The sequence below is a fragment of the Pseudomonas sp. MF08875 genome (genome assembly GCF_059862525.1).
Genome location: NZ_JCBCUW010000003.1, coordinates 138403 through 154277 on the forward strand (window position 1 = coordinate 138403; position 15875 = coordinate 154277).

The window sequence follows — 15875 nt, forward strand, 5'->3', positions numbered from 1 at the left end:
TCACGAGGCGTCACCGGATGAGAACCCTCGGCATTCTGTGCCTGTTGTTGGCCCTGGGCGGTTGCAGCTCGCTGCTGTTTTACCCCGAGCCGGGCCTGCCGTTCACCCCGACCAAAGCGGGGCTGGCGTACCGCGATGTCAACCTGACCACCGCCGATGGCGTGCGCCTGCGCGGCTGGTGGCTGCCGGCCAAGCCGGGGGTGGCGGTCAAGGGCACGGTGCTGCACCTGCACGGCAATGGTGGCAACCTGGCGGCGCACCTGGGCGGTAGTTGGTGGCTGCCCGAGCAAGGCTATCAAGTGCTGCTGCTGGACTACCGCGGCTATGGCGTGTCCGAGGGCACGCCGCGTTTGCCGGCGATCTACCAAGACATTGACGCCGCGTTCGCCTGGCTGGACGCGGCGCCCGAGGTCCAGGGCAAGCCGTTGGTGCTGCTGGGCCAGAGCCTGGGCGGGGCGCTGGCGGTGCATTACCTGGCCGCGCACCCCGAGCGCGAGCGCCAGCTCAAGGCCCTGGTGCTCGATGGCGTGCCGGCCAGCTACCGTGCGGTCGGGCGCTTCGCCCTGGGCACGTCCTGGCTGACGTGGCCGCTGCAAGTGCCGCTGTCTTGGCTGGTGCCGGATGCCGACAGTGCGATCTACGCCGCGCCGCGCCTGGGCACCGTGCCGAAATTGATCTACCACAGCCTCGATGACCCTATCGTGCCTCTTTCCAACGGCATCGGACTGTATCAAGCTGCGCCCCCGCCCAGGGTCCTGCAACTGACCCGCGGTGGCCACGTGCAGACGTTCGCCGACCCGGTCTGGCGCGCCGTGATGCTGCGTTACCTGGATGACCCGCAGCATTTCAACGGCTTGCGCCGCCTGGCCGAAGTGCCGAACTATCCGCCGCCCACGAATCCTGCAATTGAACCTTCAGAGAGTCCGCAATGAGTGAAGAACGTAACGCCATCCCCCTGATTATCACGGGTGTCTGCAGCATCATCGGCACCGTGGCGTGCCTGTGGTACTACGGCTACCTGCACTTCGCCAAGCCCGAAGACGCGCTGCTGCTCAACGACTTCACCATGCTCAAGACCCAACCGGGCGAGGACTACAAGATCTCCCTGCAACCGGCCGCCGAAGTGGCGCAGTGCATCGATGGCGTGCTGGTGTTGTTCGACACCGAGCAAAAAGGCCTGACCGGTGTGCTGGTCAACAACAAGAAGCGCGCCGTGCGCTGCATGGGCGAAGAAACGCCGCAGCAGTTGCAGCCATAAATCCGGGGCAAAAAAAACTCCACTGAAGTGGAGTTTTGCGCGGTCAGGCAATTACCCACTGTGGGAGCGAGCCTGCTCGCGATGAGCGCGGCCCATTCAGCATCAATGAGTGCTGACCCACCGCTATCGCGGGCAGGGCCCGCTCCCACAGAGGTTGCCGGTAAATGGCAGAGGTTAGGCCGTTTTCCAGGTGATTTCTTCTTCACCGTCGCTGCTGATGCGAATCCAGCGGTCGGCCGCTTCCTCGCCTTCCTCCTCGACCCAACTGCCTGGCGCGCAGCGCACTTCGATGTTCAGCGCGGCGAACGCGGCACGGGCGCAGGCGATGTCGTCGTCCCACGGCGTTTGGTCGCTGTCCAGGTGCAGGCTGTTCCACTTGCCCACGGCTTTGGGCAGCCAGGTCACCGGCACGTTGCCGGCGCGGCATTTGTAGGTCTGGCCTTTTTGCACCCAGTCGGTGCACGGCCCCAGGGCGGCGCCGAGCCACGCGGCGATGGCCTTGTAGTCGGTGTCAGTGTCTTTGAGGTAAATCTCGATATCGGGTTGGCGCATGGACGTCCTCACTGCGGGTCTGAAAAATCCACTCGCGGATTTTGCGTGCCCAGGCAACGGCCCGGGCCCTTGAATTTAGGGGTTAAGACAAAACGAAGTAATCGTAGCGCATCGACACGGTGACCTCGAACGGCGCCACCTGGTCGATGACCTCGGCGCGGCGCTCGGCGCTGGCACGCCAGCCGTGGGGCGTCATGGCCAGCAGGTTGGCGCGGTCCTGGGGGTTGGCCAGGTGCAGCTTGAATTCCAGGGTTTCGCTGTGTTGCAGGCTCATGCCCTCGGGCACCAGGGCCAGGTGCTTGTCGTCGGTGTACTCGCGCACTTCGTCGTACAGGCGCTCGCGCAGCTCCATCAGGTGGCCGCGGGTGGGGCCGACTTTCATCAGGCCGCCGCCGGGGCTGAGCAGGCGCTTGGCTTCTTGCCAGTCGAGGGGGCTGAACACGCTGGCCAGGAACTGGCAACTGGCGTCCGCCAGCGGCACGCGGGCCATGCTGGCGATCAACCAGGTCAGCGTCGGGTTGCGCTTGCACGCACGTTTGACGGCTTCCTTGGAGATATCCAGGGCATAGCCGTCGGCGCGCAGCAGGGCATCGGCGATTTGCGCGGTGTAGTAACCCTCGCCGCAACCGATGTCGAGCCAGCGCCGGGGGGCGCGCTCGGCGGCCAGTTGCGCCAGGCGTTTGGCCACCGGGGCGTAATGCCCAGCGTTGAGGAAGTCGCGGCGCGCCTCGACCATCGCCAGGTTATCGCCCGGGTCGCGGCTGTTTTTGTGCTGCACCGGCAGCAGGTTCAGGTAACCCTGGCGGGCGCGGTCGAAGCGGTGCCCGGCGGGGCAGGCGACGCCGTTGTCGACCTCGGCCAGCGGCGCGGTGCAGATAGGGCAGGTGAGCATCAGGCGAGCAACTTGACGAGGGTCTGGTAGTAGATTTCGGTCAGCACGTCGAGGTCGCTGGCCAGAACCCGCTCGTTGATCTGGTGGATGGTCGCGTTGACCGGGCCCAGTTCCACCACTTGCGTGCCCATGGTGGCGATGAAGCGCCCGTCCGAGGTGCCGCCGCTGGTGGAGGCCTGGGTGTCGCGGCCGGTGACCTGCTTGATGCTCGCCGACACCGCGTCGAGCAGCGCGCCCGGTTCGGTGAGGAATGGCAGGCCCGACAACGCCCAGTCCACGTGCCAGTCCAGGCCATGTTGGTCGAGGATATCGGCAACGCGTTTTTGCAGGCCTTCGACTGTGGACTCGGTGGAGAAGCGGAAGTTGAACACCGCCACCAGTTCACCGGGGATCACGTTGGTGGCGCCGGTGCCGGAGTTGAGGTTGGAGATCTGGAAACTGGTGGGCGGAAAGAACGCATTGCCATTGTCCCAATGCTCGGCGGCCAATTGCGCCAGGGCTGGGGTGGCGAGGTGGATCGGGTTCTTCGCCAGGTGTGGGTAGGCGACGTGGCCCTGCACACCGCGCACCGTGAGGCGGGCGCCGAGGGAGCCGCGCCGGCCATTCTTGACCACATCACCCACCAGGGTGGTGCTCGACGGCTCGCCGACGATGCACCAGTCCAGGCGTTCCTTGCGCGCGGCCAGGCGTTCGACCACGGCTTTGGTGCCGTGGTGGGCCGGGCCTTCTTCATCGCTGGTAATCAGGAAGGTGACTTTGCCCCGGTGGTCCGGGTAGTCGCCCACAAACCGCTCGGCGGCCACGGTCATGGCCGCCAGGCTGCCCTTCATGTCCGCCGCGCCGCGCCCGCAGAGCATGCCGTGCTCGTCGATCACTGCGTCGAACGGGTCGGTCTGCCAGGCCTGTACCGGGCCGGTGGGCACCACGTCGGTGTGGCCGGCGAAACACAGCACCGGGCCATCGTGCTTGCCGTGGCTGGCCCAGAAGTTATCCACATCCTCGATGCGCATCGGCTCCAACTGGAAACCGGCATCGCCCAGGCGCTGCATCATCAGCTTCTGGCAGTCAGCGTCGACCGGCGTCACGGACGGGCGGCGGATCAGGTCACAGGCGAGTTGCAGGGTGGGCGAAAGGTCGGCGTGGGCCGTCATGGAGAACTCCGGGAAACAGGGTATGGGCACAAGGCTGAATAAAACCGCTGGCGCCTCGCTGTGGCAGCGGGCAGGCCTTGGGGGCGAGGCGCACAAAGGGCCGTAATCTTATAGCAAAACAGCGGCCACTGGCCGCCGTTCGGTGGTTTTATGCGCTCGCCGGCCCAGGTTTGGGCAGGGATGAGAGAAACGCCATGACCAGCGCCGCCAGGTACGGCAGCGATTGCACCAGCAGCATGGCCACCCAGAAGCGCATGTCATTGCCCGGCAGGCCTTGCACCAGGCAGATGCCCAGCGCCGCGCCCCACAACAGCAGCATGATGAACAGCTCCTCGCGGGCCTCCGAGATCGCCCGCCAGAAGCCGTGGGTGGCGGCGTTCTTGGGCGTGCGAATAAACGGAATACTGCGGGTGAAAAAACCATACAGCACCGCTTTGGCGATGGTGTGGGACAACGCCAACCCGGCCAGGGCTGCGCAGCACGCGTCCTTGAGGTCCACCCCCACCGCGCGGCGGTAGAGGAACAGGATCTTGCCCACCTTGAATACGAATAGCGCCAGCGGCGGGATGGCAAAGATCAGCAGCGGTGGGTCGACCCGGTGCGGCACGATAATCATCGCCGCCGACCACAGCAGGGCACCGGCGGTGAAGAAAATGTTCATGCCATCGGCCACCCACGGCAGCCACCCGGCGAGGAAGTGATAGCGCTGGCCGCGGGTCAGTTCGCTGCCCTGGCCGCGCAGCAGGCTGGCGCTGTGGCGTTTGATGATTTGGATCGCGCCATAGGCCCAGCGAAAACGCTGTTTCTTGAAGTCGATAAAGGTGTCGGGCATCAGGCCCTGGCCGTAGCTGGTGTGGGAGTAGGCCGCCGACAGGCCTTTCTCGAACACCCGCAGGCCCAACTCCGCGTCTTCGCAGATGCACCAGTCGGCCCAGCCCAATTCTTCGAGCACCGAACGGCGGGTCATGGTCATGGTGCCGTGCTGGATGATCGCGTCGCGGTCGTTGCGGGTGACCATGCCGATATGGAAAAACCCCTTGTACTCGGCGTAGCAGAGCTTTTTGAAGGTGCTCTCGTGGGCGTCGCGGTAGTCCTGGGGCGACTGCACCACCGCGATCTGCGGGTCGGCGAAGTGCGGGACCATGTGCTTGAGCCAGTCGGGGTGTACGCAGTAGTCGGAATCGATTACCGCGATCACCTGCGCATCTGCGGCGGTGTGGGGGATCAGGTAATTCAGCGCGCCGCCCTTGAACCCGGCCAGGGGCGCGACGTGGAAGAACTTGAAGCGCGGGCCCAGGCTGGCGCAGTAGTCGCGCACCGGCTCCCACACGGCCGGGTCCTTGGTGTTGTTGTCGATAATCAGGACTTCGTAGTCCGGGTAGTCGAGGGCGGCCAGGGCATCGAGGGTCTGTTTGACCATCTCGGGCGGCTCGTTGTAGCAAGGCACGTGGATCGACACCTTGGGCCGGTAGGGTGAAGCTCCCTCAACGGGTAGGAACTCGCGGCGGCGCTTGTGGGTCCACACCGCTTCGGCCAATTCATGGGCCTCGGTCAGCAGCACGATAAACACCCCCAGCGCGCCGAGCGCGAGCAAAAAGCCCACGGTGAGGCTGAACCAGGTGCTGTATTGCTGGCTGTAGTCGTAGCCGATCCACACCAGCACCGAACCGCACAGAAACGCGATAAAGGTCAGGAAGGTGCGCCCGCGCTGGCGCAGTGACGAGCCGTCGATCATCAGCAGGGTCAGCGACAGCAACGCCAGCACCACCGAGCCGATGGCCAGCACGCGCCATTGGGGGATGGCCACTACCGGGCCTTCGAAGTTGAATTTCTGCTGGCGCGCGGCGTTGAACACGCCCCAATAGGCGCCCACCGAGCCTTCGTCGCTGGCCTTCCACGGTTGGTCGAAGGCTTCGATCACAAAGTAGTTGTAGCCCTGGCGGTTGAGGCGGTTGACCAGGCTGCGCAGGTAAATCGCCTGCTCGGCCGGGGTGGCGTCGGCGCCGCCGCCCATGCGGCCGTTGCTCGGCCAACCTACTTCGGAAAGCAGCAGGGGCTTTTTCGGGAAGCGTTTTTTCAACGCTTGGGCGTGGTCCATGACGAACTGCCCTGCCTCATTCACCGGCACGTTTTCCCAGTAGGGCAGGATGTGGGCGGCGATCAGGTCCACGTGTTGGGCCAGTTGCCGGTTGTTCTTCCAGATATGCCACTGCTCGGAGGTGGTCACCGGCACTTTGACGGCGGCGCGCACCCGGTCGAGCAGCACGATCAAGTCGTCGGCGCTGATGTCACGGCGAAACACCGCCTCGTTGCCCACCACCACCCGCACCACGCTGCGCGAGTGGTTGGCGATGTCGATGGCCTTGAGGATTTCCCGCTCGTTGCGCGCCAGGTCCTTGCTGATCCAGATGCCCAGGGTCACCCGCAGGCCGAACTCTTCGGCCAGGGTCGCAATCTCGCCCAGGGCGCCGTCCACCGAATAAATGCGGATGTTGTCGGTGAGTTTGCTGAGCATCTCCAGGTCGCGGCGCATCTGCTCGTTGGTGGGGTATTGGTGCTTCTGCGGGTACTGCCCCTGTTGGTAGGGCGAGTAGGAAAAACCGGAGATCTGTGCAGGCCAGTCGGGGGCGCTGACTGGGCGATTGATAAGCGCCCAGAAACCGCTGAACAGGGCGGCGATGGCCAGCACAACCACCAGGTTGAGTCCAAATTTACGCGATGACATAACGAGAGCGGGTCCCTTGGGCTGTTGAACGAGGGCGCGTTCGGCAGTGGCAAAGGGATCGCATCCTACACTTGCTGGTAGGTTGGCGCACATTTGAAGGGGAAAGTGCTTACGTCTGGCGGCGAAAACTCAGCGGTAGTGGGAATGCCGTCATCGCGAGCAGACTCGCTCCCCCTGTTGGGCCGGGCGGCAATCAGCCTTAGAACTTGGCGGCGGCTGGCCCTATAATGCGCGCCGGTTTTTGGGGTAATGGTCAATGAGCACAGAAGATCCACGGTTTGCCGGTATCGCCCGTTTGTATGGCATCGAAGGCCTGGCGCGGTTGCGGGCGGCCCATGTGGCCATCGTCGGGGTGGGCGGGGTCGGTTCCTGGGCGGCGGAAGCCATGGCCCGTTCAGGGGTGGGGGAGATTTCCCTGTTCGACCTCGACGACGTCTGCGTGAGCAACAGCAACCGCCAGTTGCACGCCCTGGACAGCACCGTGGGCAAGGCCAAGGTCGAGGTGATGGCCGAGCGCCTGCGCGGCATCAACCCGCACTGTACGGTGCACGCGGTGGCCGACTTCGTCACCCGCGAGACCATGGCCGAGTACATCACCCCGGATATCGACTGCGTGATCGACTGCATTGACAGCGTCAACGCCAAGGCCGCGCTGATTGCCTGGTGCAAGCGGCGCAAGATCCAGATCATCACCACCGGCGGCGCGGGCGGGCAGATCGACCCGACGCTGATCCAGGTCTGCGACCTGAACCGCACCTTCAACGACCCGCTGGCCTCAAAAGTGCGCTCCACCCTGCGCCGCGACTACGGCTTCTCGCGCACAGTGACGCGCCATTACAGCGTGCCTTGCGTGTTCTCCACCGAACAGCTGCGCTACCCGAAACCCGACGGCAGCATTTGCCTGCAAAAGAGCTTCGTGGGCGACGGCGTGAAACTGGACTGCGCCGGTGGTTTTGGCGCGGTGATGATGGTCACGGCGACGTTCGGCATGGTCGCGGCGACCAAAGCGGTGGATAAGATCGTGGCTGGTGTGCGCCGGCCTGCGGAGCGGGTGAAGGCGCCCTGAGTATCGCGCTACCTGTAGGCGCGGGCTTGCCTGCGATAGCAATCTGCCAGGCAATACGGCCGCGATTGAAGGCCCGCCAACGCTGGCAAGCCCGTGCCCATGTCAGCCCTGTGCTTGGCTGAGTTGGCGCATGCGCTGCAATACCGCATTCAAGCCGTTGCTGCGCGACGGCGATAACTGGCGCGACAGGCCCAGTTGGGCAAACCAACCCGGCAAATCGACGGTTTGCAGGTCTGCTGCCGACAAGCCATTGACCCGCGCCAGCAGCAACGCCACCAACCCACGGATCAACCGCGCCTCGCTGCTGGCCCGAAACTGCCAGTGGCCGTCCTGCAACTCGCCCACCAGCCACATCAGGCTTTCGCAGCCCTGCACTCGGTTGGCTTCGGTTTTTTCCTCATCGCTCAAGGCCGGCAAGCGCTCACCCCATTGCATCAGCAGGCGCGCGCGTTGCTCCCAGGCGCCCGCGGCCGCGAAGGCTTGCAAGGCTTGTTCGGCCTCGCCGGGCAGGCTCATCGCAACAGCTCCAGGGCCTGATCCAGCGCCTCGAAAAAGCGCTCCAAGTCGTCGGAGTCGTTGTACAGCGCCAGGGAGACGCGGATCGCCCCGGCCAGCCCCATGCCCTTGAGCAGAGGCATGGCGCAGTGATGGCCGGCGCGCACGGCGATGCCTTGTTCGGTGAGCAAGTGGGCGAGGTCGGCGTTGTGTATGCCTTCGACGACAAAACTGGCCAGCGCCACGTGGGGGCGGCCCAGCAGGCGAATGCCGTTGCGCGCCTGCAAGCCACGCAGCAGGTAGTCGTGCAGCGCGGCTTCGTGGGCGGCCACGGCGTCCTGGTCGAGGGAGCGGAGGTAATCGAGGGTGGCGCCCAGGCCGATCACGGCGGCAATCGGCGGCGTGCCGGCCTCCAAACCCAGGGGCGCGGGGCGGAAGGTGGCGTGTTGATAGTCGGCGTCTTGCACCATCTCGCCGCCAAATTGCCAGTGGCGCAGTTGCGCCAGTGCATCGTGGCGGCCAAAGAGCACGCCCACGCCATCGGGGCCGTACAGCTTGTGGCTGGAAAACACGTAGAAGTCGCAGCCCAGGGCCTGCACGTCATGGCGGCCATGGACCACGCCCTGGGCGCCATCGACCACGGTCAAGGCGCCTTGGGCCTTGGCCAGGGCCAGGAGCGGCGCCAACGGCTGCCAGGTGCCGAGGACGTTGGACAACTGGCTGACGGCCAGCACGCGGGTACGCGGGCCGATCAGGCGTGCGGCGGCGGCGAGGTCGATCAGGCCCTCGGCGTCCACCGGTACGACCACCAGTTTCAGCCCCCGGCGCTGGGCCAGTTGCTGCCAGGGCAGTAGGTTGGCGTGGTGTTCCAGGGCGCTGATGACGATTTCATCGCCCGGGTTGAAAAGAGGCTCCAGGCCATAGGCCAGGAGGTTCAGCGCGCTGGTGGCGCCGTGGGTGAAGACGATGTGCCCGCTATCGCCACTGTTGAGCCATTGCGCCACTTTGTGGCGGCTGTCTTCAAAGGCCTGGGTCGCGTGGGCGCCGGGCAGGTGCTGGGCACGGTGCACATTGGCTGCGCCATTGGCGTAGTAATGGTGCAGGGCATCGAGCAGGGCCTGGGGCTTTTGCGTGGTGGCGGCGTTGTCCAGGTAGATCTGGGCCTGGCGTTGCAGGGCGGCGATGGCCGGGAAGTCGGCGCGCCAGGGCGAGGGCACAAGCATGGTGTCGGGGGCTCGTATGGGCGAACGGGCCGCCCGAAGGCGACCCGTTCCAGGGGCATCGAGTGGCTGCTTAGTTGTGAGCGTGCAGCGCTTCGTTCAGTTCGATGGCCGATTTGTGGGTTTTGCATTCCACGGCGCCGGTCTGCGAATTGCGGCGGAACAGCAGGTCGGTCTGGCCGGCCAGTTCGCGGGCCTTGACCACTTTGACCAGTTGGTTGTTCTCGTCCAGCAGCGCCACCTTGGTGCCCGCGGTGATGTACAGGCCCGACTCCACGGTGTTGCGGTCGCCCAAGGGGATGCCGATGCCGGCGTTGGCGCCGATCAGGCAGCCTTCGCCGACCTTGATGACGATGTTGCCGCCACCGGACAGGGTGCCCATGGTCGAGCAACCGCCGCCCAGGTCCGAACCCTTGCCGACGAACACGCCTGCCGAGACGCGGCCTTCGATCATGCCCGGGCCTTCGGTGCCGGCGTTGAAGTTGACGAAACCTTCGTGCATGACGGTGGTGCCTTCGCCCACGTAAGCGCCCAGGCGCAGGCGCGCGGCGTCAGCGATGCGCACGCCGGCCGGAACCACGTAGTCGGTCATTTTCGGGAACTTGTCCACCGAGAACACTTCCAGCAAGTCGCCGCGCAGGCGTGCTTCGAGCTGGCGCTCGGCCAGCTCGCCCAGGTCGATGGCGCCCTGGCTGGTCCAGGCCACGTTCGGCAGCAGCGGGAAGATCCCGGCCAGGTTCAGGCCGTGGGGCTTGACCAGGCGATGGGACAGCAGGTGCAGCTTGAGGTAGGCCTCGGGGGTGGAGCTCAGTTGGCTGTCTTGCGCCAGGACGGTGGCCACCAGCGGCTTGTGGCTTTCGGCCAGGCGCGTCAGCAGGGCGGCTTGGGTGGCGTCGAACGGCTTGACCGCTTCGGCCAGTTGCGCCGCTTGCGCGGTGCTGAAGGCGATAGCCTGGTTGCCTTCGCTGTAACCCAGGATCGGCGCGATGGCGGCGATCAAATCAGCCGATGGGTTGAGCAGGGGTTGGGCGTAGAACACTTCCAGCCATGCACCTTGACGGTTCTGGGTGCCGACACCGAAGGCCAGGCTGAACGAAGAATTGGACATGCGGTTACCTCTACAAAAAAGAATGGGCAGGCTTACGTGAGGGCTGCCGCGTAGATTTCTGGCTTGAAGCCAATCAGGGTTCTGTCACCCAGATCAAGCACCGGGCGCTTAATCATCGAGGGTTGGGCGAGCATCAGTTCGATGGCTTTCGTCTGGTCGAGATCGGCTTTGCATTCGTCGTCGAGTTTGCGAAAGGTCGTGCCGGCGCGGTTCAACACCACTTGCCAGCCGTGCTCGTCACACCATTGGGTCAAGTGCGCGCGGTCGATGCCGGCGGTTTTATAGTCGTGAAAGTCATAGCTGACAGCGTGTTCATCGAGCCAGGTGCGCGCCTTTTTCATGGTGTCGCAGGCTTTGATGCCGAAAAGGTGCAACGTTTTGCTTGGAGCGGTCAAGAAATTGCCTCCTTTAACAGGTGCCGGGTACCAAAGGGCACGGATTATGCCATGAGTCGGCGTCAATCGGGTTTTGTGCGCCCGCGCGGGCGGCGGTGCGACTTTGGTGCAACGGTGGGCGCTAGCTTAAGTGGCTAATATGGCACTTAAATGGCCATCTGTTGCCTGATAAATGCCATCGCTGGGAATCACGCTTTATGCAAACCGCTTATACCGTCCTCATTCTGCTGATGCTGGTGAGCGTTTCCCGTTTGGTCGGGCGGGTGATTCCCCTGCCGCTGCCGCTGGTGCAGATCGGCGCCGGGGCCTTGCTGGCGTGGCCGACCCTGGGCCTGCATGTGGCCTTGGACCCGGAACTGTTCCTGTTTTTATTCCTGCCACCGCTGTTGTTTTCCGATGGCTGGCGCATGCCCAAGCGCGAATTGTGGAAGTTGCGCGGGCCGATCCTGACCCTGGCGGTGGGGTTGGTGCTGTTCACGGTGGTGGGCACTGGTTACTTCATTCATTGGCTGTTGCCCAGCATCCCGCTGGCGGTGGCGTTTGCCCTGGCGGCGGTGCTGTCGCCCACCGATGCCGTCGCGGTTTCGGCGATTTCCCAGAACCGCTTGCCCACGCCCCTGATGCACATGCTTCAGGGCGAGGCGCTGATGAACGACGCCTCGGGCCTGGTGACCTTCAAGTTCGCCCTGGTGGCGGCCGTGACCGGGGTGTTTTCCCTGGCCAACGCCAGCCTGACGTTTGTCTTGGTGGCGCTGGGCGGCCTGGCCATTGGCGTGGCCCTGAGCTGGCTGGTGGGGCGGTTGCGGGCGTGGATGATCGCCCGCGGCTGGGACGACCCGGCGACCCACGTGGTGTTCATGTTGTTGCTGCCGTTCGCCGCCTATGTGCTGGCCGAACGCCTTGGCGCCTCGGGCATCCTCTCGGCGGTGGCGGCGGGGATGATGCAGAGCTGGCTCGATTTGCTGCCGCGCCAGACCAGCACGCGGCTGCTCAACCGCAGTGTGTGGTCGCTGTTGGAGTTCGCCTTCAATGGCCTGATCTTCCTGCTGCTGGGCCTGCAACTGCCGGACATCATCAAGGCGGTGGTCAGCCACGAGAGTTCGCTGTGGCCGACGCTGCTCTATCGCTGCTTGGACGTGGTGGCGATTTTCCTCGCCCTGCTGTTGTTGCGCTTTGTCTGGGTGCAAAGCATCTGGCGTTTGTCCGGCCTGCTGCGGCGCTGGCGCGGCAAGGGCGAATTGACCCAGGTGCCGACGGCGCGCTCGTGCTGGTTGCTGACGGTGGGTGGGGTGCGTGGGGCGGTGACGCTGGCGGGCGTGATGTCGGTGCCGCTGCTGATCGGCCCGGGCAAGGATTTCCCTGAGCGCGACTTGCTGATCTTTATCGCCGCCGGGGTGATCCTGTTGTCGTTGATTGCGGCCTGCATCGCCTTGCCCTTGCTGCTACGCGGCATCGAGGCCAGCCCGGACGACAAGCGTCGCAGTGAAATTCGTGACGCCTGGCGCAAGACCGCCGAGGCGGCGATCCATGCCTTGGAGGTGGAGGAGTTGGCCGAGGCCATCAACCCCCAGGACGCGGCGCAAGCGGCCCTGGCCGCGGAGCTTAAGGCGCGGATCATGTCCGAGTACCGCCATCAATTGGAGGTGTTCAACGATTCCGCCGAAGCCCAGGCCCTGGCCTCGCAGATGGATCTGTTGGAGCGGCGCCTGCGCTTGAAAGCTTTGCGGGCCCAGCGCCTGGAGTTGTACAGCCTGAGCCGGCATCACCAGATAGGCGACGACGTATTGCGTGAAGTACTGGGAGAGCTCGACATGAGTGAGGCGAATTTGGGCCAGGTGAAGTGAAAACCATAGCCTTTGATCTATCAGCGCACGACGCTGCCGATTGATTGGCCGGGGCGTGCGCTGAATTTTGATTCAGGGGAATGTGCGTAATTAGTTGGATGGATAGATCTTGCGCAAGTTAATTTTATCTTGCTCGCTAATAGTGGTATTGACCCCTACTTCCCAGTCGCCAAGAGTGATTTCATTAGGCACTTGATAGTGCATGATGGATTTTTTGTCATAACTGCCGCGAAATACATCTGCGTCGTAATGAACTTCGAAAATTTGGCTGTTGACGTCGTTCTCATCCCAACCGAATCTCTCTTTGAAGTAACGATAGGTTCTATCCATGTCCCAGGGGATGTTGGCGTCAGGATGCTGATGTTCATGGTTCAAACCTAGCGCATGGCCGAACTCATGCAGGAGGTCGGGCTCGAACGAGGGGTGGTTGGACGGGGTCGCCAGCGTCAGGGTTGGAATGTCAGCGGGTATATACAGTGCGTTATTACCTAATTCTGAGCGATTCTGCATGCCATTGAGGGAAATGCGGATATTTGCCTGTCTGCCTTCCACGAACTCCATGGCCAGACTCATGTGAGGTTCCCAGCGCCGAATGACTCGTTCTACTCGGTATTTCAATTCGTCGGAAAGATCTTCCATGAAACTGACGGTGATCGTACTGCGATTAGGCCAGAACTTACTAATAAAACCCGTTGAGCGTTTCGCTTTGTTAGAGTCTTCGGCGGATTCTGCAGGAGATGAATTTTCAGTGCTATTGGTATTGTCCGCCTTCTGTACGGAGGGCGTGGGAACTTTGCGAAGATCGTCTGTATTCATGGGGGTGTCTCTCGGTTGTTCATGGTGTGTGTAGGAAGGGGCAAGAGTTAGGTTAGTTTCAACGGTGCAGTTGTGAAGTGTCGTTGTTGTAACGAGGTGTTTGGTCGGAAAATTGTAGTTCTATAGGCTTTTATGAATCAGGGCGGGGTCAAAGGATGATGGTTTTTGATGCCTGCCCTGAAGTGCCTGGTTTTTAGGTGGGTTAAAAATTTAGGCAGGTGGGTAGATATTACTGATACTGATTTTGTCCTGTTCGCTGAGTTCTGTGTTATAGCCAACTGTCCAATCGCCGATGGTTAGATCGTTGAGTATTTCATAATGCATGATGGAGTGGGGGTCGTAAGAGCCACGATAAATATCGGGGCTATTATCGATATCGAACAAGTTGTAGGTGATTTCCTCGAGAGTCCATCCTTGGGTTTCTTGGAAATAACGAAAGGCTTTTTCCTTGTCCCAGGGAATGTTGGCGCTGGGATGTTGGTGTTCGTGGCTCAACCCTAGAGCGTGGCCGAACTCATGCAAGAGCGTGGGGTTGAAATCCTCGCTGGTATGCGGGGTTGCGATGCTCAGCGTTGGCTCATAGGAGGGGACGGACAACGCGTCGGTACCCATCACTGATTCGTTGAACTTGGCGTTCAGTGCAATACGAATATCGCCATGGTCACCGTCTTCAAACTCGAACTTCAAGTTGACATAGGGCTCCCACATCCGGATGACCTGCTCAACTCGGGCCTTGATCGCTTCAGGCAAAGCCTGCGTGAAGGTGATGGTGATAGTCCGGCCAGGGCTCCAGAACTTGCTATAGAAGCCAACGGCGCGTTTTGAACGGCTGTTAGTGGGTTGGCAGAGTGCGTTAAGCGGGTTTTCGTTAATCGCACAGCTATAAGCGTGCTGTTCATTGTGTGGGCAGGTTATCTTGCAGAAGTGGTGGGGGGGCATAGAATAACTTCCTTGTTGTATTGCATGGTGGCCTCTTTCCGTAGAGGCGTAAGTTGTTTTGTTTATAGAAGGTTAGTTTGATAGTGAAGGTTGTAAAGTGCGCGGGATGGTGCTGCTGTAACTTGATATTTTTGTTTGGCTTTTGATGGTGGCCCCACCCTGCGTTGCACAGGGTGGGGCGCTGTAAGTTAGCGCTTGCGGATAATGAAGTCGCGCATGCGGGTGGCCGCTTCTATGCACTCGGCCAGGGGGGCGACCAGTGCCAGGCGCACGCGACCGGCGCCGGGGTTGTGGCCATCGACTTCGCGTGACAGGTACGAGCCCGGCACGACGGTGACGTGCTCTTCGACGAACAGATCGCGGCAGAACGCGGCGTCGTCGCCCTGTACGTTGGGCCACAGGTAGAAACCGCCATCGGGGCGCTGCACGTCCAGCACTGGGCTGAGGATGTCGAGTACCGCGTCGAATTTTTCGCGGTACAGGGCACGGTTGGCGGCGACGTGTTCTTCGTCGTTCCACGCCGCAATGCTGGCAAGTTGGGTTTGGATCGGCATCGCGCAGCCATGGTAGGTGCGGTACAGCAGGAACGCCTTGAGGATTTCGGCGTCGCCGGCCACGAAGCCTGAACGCAGGCCGGGCAGGTTGGAGCGCTTGGACAGGCTATGGAACACCACGCAGCGTTTGAAGTCCTGGCGGCCCAGTGCCACGCAGGCGCTGAGCAGGCCCGGTGGCGGGGTCTGTTCGTCGAAATACAGTTCGCTGTAGCACTCGTCGGCGGCGATCACAAAGTCGTGCTTATCGGCCAGGGCGATGAGATTTTTCAGGGTGTCGAGCGGGATCAGTGCGCCGGTGGGGTTGCCCGGTGAGCACAGAAACAGGATCTGGCAGCGTTCCCAGACGTCGGCCGGCACGGCATCGAAGTCGGGGTTGAAGCCGTGGTCGGCCAGGCACGGCAGGTACAGCGGCTTGGCCCCGGCGAGGAACGCCGCGCCTTCGTAGATTTGGTAGAACGGGTTGGGGCTGACCACTAGGGCGTCGTCGCTGCGGTTGACCACGGTCTGGGTGAAGGCGAACAGGGCTTCACGGGTGCCGTTTACCGGCAAGATGTGCCGTGCCGGGTCGAGCCAGCCCTGGGGCACGTCGAAGCGTCGTTCGCACCACGTCGCGATGGCTTCGCGCAGTGCTGGCAGGCCCAGGGTGCTGGGGTAGACCGCCATTTGGTCGAGGTTGTCGGCCAGCGCCTGGGCCACGAACGCGGGGGACTTGTGCTTGGGTTCGCCAATGGACAGGGCAATCGGGCGTTTGTCCGGGTTTGGCGTCACGCTGCCCAGCAGGGCTCGCAGTTTCTCGAAGGGGTAGGGCTGCAACTGGTTCAGGGCGTTGTTCATGGTCACAGGCTCGTGCATTCAGTGTG

At 62.8% G+C, this 15875-nt stretch carries 15 protein-coding genes; 4 read left to right on the plus strand and 11 right to left on the minus strand.

Annotated elements, in window-relative coordinates:
- Positions 1–17 precede the first annotated feature (17 nt).
- Positions 18–932 carry an alpha/beta hydrolase gene (locus tag AC19YT_RS02925; RefSeq protein ID WP_095106354.1) on the plus strand — a complete coding sequence of 305 codons (915 nt, stop codon included), beginning with the start codon at positions 18–20 and terminating at the stop codon, positions 930–932.
- Positions 929–1258, plus strand: coding sequence for a PA3694 family proteiin (locus AC19YT_RS02930; protein WP_095106355.1), 330 nt, complete (start codon positions 929–931; stop codon positions 1256–1258). The genes AC19YT_RS02925 and AC19YT_RS02930 overlap by 4 nt, the downstream gene beginning before the upstream one ends.
- A 174-nt stretch (positions 1259–1432) precedes the next feature.
- On the opposite strand, the gene AC19YT_RS02935 is transcribed toward AC19YT_RS02930, so the two are convergent.
- From AC19YT_RS02935 to AC19YT_RS02950, 4 genes are all read right to left on the minus strand, one after another.
- Positions 1433–1810: a hypothetical protein gene (locus tag AC19YT_RS02935; RefSeq protein ID WP_500598215.1), complete on the minus strand. Its 378-nt coding sequence runs from the start codon at positions 1808–1810 to the stop codon at positions 1433–1435.
- An 82-nt stretch (positions 1811–1892) separates the two neighbouring features.
- On the minus strand, positions 1893–2702 hold the full coding sequence (locus AC19YT_RS02940; protein WP_095106358.1) for a putative RNA methyltransferase: 810 nt from the start codon (positions 2700–2702) through the stop codon (positions 1893–1895).
- Positions 2702–3853: a succinyl-diaminopimelate desuccinylase gene (gene dapE / locus AC19YT_RS02945; RefSeq protein WP_500609681.1), complete on the minus strand. Its 1152-nt coding sequence runs from the start codon at positions 3851–3853 to the stop codon at positions 2702–2704. The genes AC19YT_RS02940 and dapE overlap by 1 nt, the downstream gene beginning before the upstream one ends.
- 148 nt (positions 3854–4001) lie before the next feature.
- The gene (locus AC19YT_RS02950; RefSeq protein WP_500609682.1) at positions 4002–6578 is read right to left on the minus strand and encodes a glycosyltransferase; all 2577 of its coding nucleotides are present in this window, start codon (positions 6576–6578) and stop codon (positions 4002–4004) included.
- Positions 6579–6834: 256 nt separating this feature from the next.
- Between AC19YT_RS02950 and tcdA the strand changes: the two genes are divergently transcribed.
- Positions 6835–7644, plus strand: coding sequence for a tRNA cyclic N6-threonylcarbamoyladenosine(37) synthase TcdA (gene tcdA / locus AC19YT_RS02955; RefSeq protein WP_500609683.1), 810 nt, complete (start codon positions 6835–6837; stop codon positions 7642–7644).
- 102 nt (positions 7645–7746) lie between these two features.
- Here tcdA and AC19YT_RS02960 read toward each other — a convergent pair whose 3' ends face one another.
- The 4 genes from AC19YT_RS02960 to AC19YT_RS02975 form a co-directional block, all read right to left on the minus strand.
- A complete protein-coding gene (locus AC19YT_RS02960) occupies positions 7747–8160 on the minus strand; it encodes a SufE family protein (protein ID WP_500598221.1) in 414 nt (137 codons plus the stop codon).
- A complete protein-coding gene (locus AC19YT_RS02965) occupies positions 8157–9362 on the minus strand; it encodes an aminotransferase class V-fold PLP-dependent enzyme (protein ID WP_500609684.1) in 1206 nt (401 codons plus the stop codon). The genes AC19YT_RS02960 and AC19YT_RS02965 overlap by 4 nt, the downstream gene beginning before the upstream one ends.
- Before the next feature lie 70 nt (positions 9363–9432).
- Positions 9433–10467 (minus strand): 2,3,4,5-tetrahydropyridine-2,6-dicarboxylate N-succinyltransferase, encoded by a 1035-nt coding sequence (gene dapD / locus AC19YT_RS02970; protein WP_095106370.1) that lies wholly within the window; start codon positions 10465–10467, stop codon positions 9433–9435.
- A 32-nt stretch (positions 10468–10499) separates the two neighbouring features.
- On the minus strand, positions 10500–10808 hold the full coding sequence (locus AC19YT_RS02975) for an arsenate reductase (RefSeq protein WP_500609697.1): 309 nt from the start codon (positions 10806–10808) through the stop codon (positions 10500–10502).
- A 251-nt stretch (positions 10809–11059) separates the two neighbouring features.
- On the opposite strand from AC19YT_RS02975, the gene AC19YT_RS02980 reads away from it, so the two are divergent.
- Complete coding sequence (locus AC19YT_RS02980) at positions 11060–12706, plus strand: Na+/H+ antiporter (protein WP_500609685.1); 1647 nt, start codon at positions 11060–11062, stop codon at positions 12704–12706.
- A gap of 90 nt (positions 12707–12796) precedes the next feature.
- Here AC19YT_RS02980 and AC19YT_RS02985 read toward each other — a convergent pair whose 3' ends face one another.
- The 3 genes from AC19YT_RS02985 to dapC all read right to left on the minus strand — a co-directional run bounded on the left by AC19YT_RS02985 (position 12797) and on the right by dapC (position 15849).
- The gene (locus AC19YT_RS02985) at positions 12797–13522 is read right to left on the minus strand and encodes a zinc metalloprotease (RefSeq protein ID WP_500609686.1); all 726 of its coding nucleotides are present in this window, start codon (positions 13520–13522) and stop codon (positions 12797–12799) included.
- Between the two features lie 210 nt (positions 13523–13732).
- Positions 13733–14461 (minus strand): M12 family metallopeptidase, encoded by a 729-nt coding sequence (locus AC19YT_RS02990; RefSeq protein ID WP_500609687.1) that lies wholly within the window; start codon positions 14459–14461, stop codon positions 13733–13735.
- Between the two features lie 188 nt (positions 14462–14649).
- Positions 14650–15849 (minus strand): succinyldiaminopimelate transaminase, encoded by a 1200-nt coding sequence (gene dapC, locus AC19YT_RS02995; protein WP_500609688.1) that lies wholly within the window; start codon positions 15847–15849, stop codon positions 14650–14652.
- Between the last annotated feature and the right edge of the window lie 26 nt (positions 15850–15875).

What these genes read in the sequence shown, in the direction of transcription:
- AC19YT_RS02960 (WP_500598221.1), bottom strand. Translation starts at nt 8,160, where the DNA reads ATGAGCCTGCCCGGCGAGGCCGAACAAGCCTTGCAAGCCTTCGCGGCC.
- AC19YT_RS02965 (WP_500609684.1), bottom strand. Translation starts at nt 9,362, where the DNA reads ATGCTTGTGCCCTCGCCCTGGCGCGCCGACTTCCCGGCCATCGCCGCC.
- AC19YT_RS02990 (WP_500609687.1), bottom strand. Translation starts at nt 14,461, where the DNA reads ATGCCCCCCCACCACTTCTGCAAGATAACCTGCCCACACAATGAACAG.
- AC19YT_RS02980 (WP_500609685.1), top strand. Translation starts at nt 11,060, where the DNA reads ATGCAAACCGCTTATACCGTCCTCATTCTGCTGATGCTGGTGAGCGTT.
- tcdA (WP_500609683.1), top strand. Translation starts at nt 6,835, where the DNA reads ATGAGCACAGAAGATCCACGGTTTGCCGGTATCGCCCGTTTGTATGGC.
- dapC (WP_500609688.1), bottom strand. Translation starts at nt 15,849, where the DNA reads ATGAACAACGCCCTGAACCAGTTGCAGCCCTACCCCTTCGAGAAACTG.
- AC19YT_RS02950 (WP_500609682.1), bottom strand. Translation starts at nt 6,578, where the DNA reads ATGTCATCGCGTAAATTTGGACTCAACCTGGTGGTTGTGCTGGCCATC.
- AC19YT_RS02975 (WP_500609697.1), bottom strand. Translation starts at nt 10,808, where the DNA reads ATGAAAAAGGCGCGCACCTGGCTCGATGAACACGCTGTCAGCTATGAC.
- AC19YT_RS02930 (WP_095106355.1), top strand. Translation starts at nt 929, where the DNA reads ATGAGTGAAGAACGTAACGCCATCCCCCTGATTATCACGGGTGTCTGC.
- dapD (WP_095106370.1), bottom strand. Translation starts at nt 10,467, where the DNA reads ATGTCCAATTCTTCGTTCAGCCTGGCCTTCGGTGTCGGCACCCAGAAC.
- dapE (WP_500609681.1), bottom strand. Translation starts at nt 3,853, where the DNA reads ATGACGGCCCACGCCGACCTTTCGCCCACCCTGCAACTCGCCTGTGAC.
- AC19YT_RS02925 (WP_095106354.1), top strand. Translation starts at nt 18, where the DNA reads ATGAGAACCCTCGGCATTCTGTGCCTGTTGTTGGCCCTGGGCGGTTGC.
- AC19YT_RS02935 (WP_500598215.1), bottom strand. Translation starts at nt 1,810, where the DNA reads ATGCGCCAACCCGATATCGAGATTTACCTCAAAGACACTGACACCGAC.
- AC19YT_RS02985 (WP_500609686.1), bottom strand. Translation starts at nt 13,522, where the DNA reads ATGAATACAGACGATCTTCGCAAAGTTCCCACGCCCTCCGTACAGAAG.
- AC19YT_RS02940 (WP_095106358.1), bottom strand. Translation starts at nt 2,702, where the DNA reads ATGCTCACCTGCCCTATCTGCACCGCGCCGCTGGCCGAGGTCGACAAC.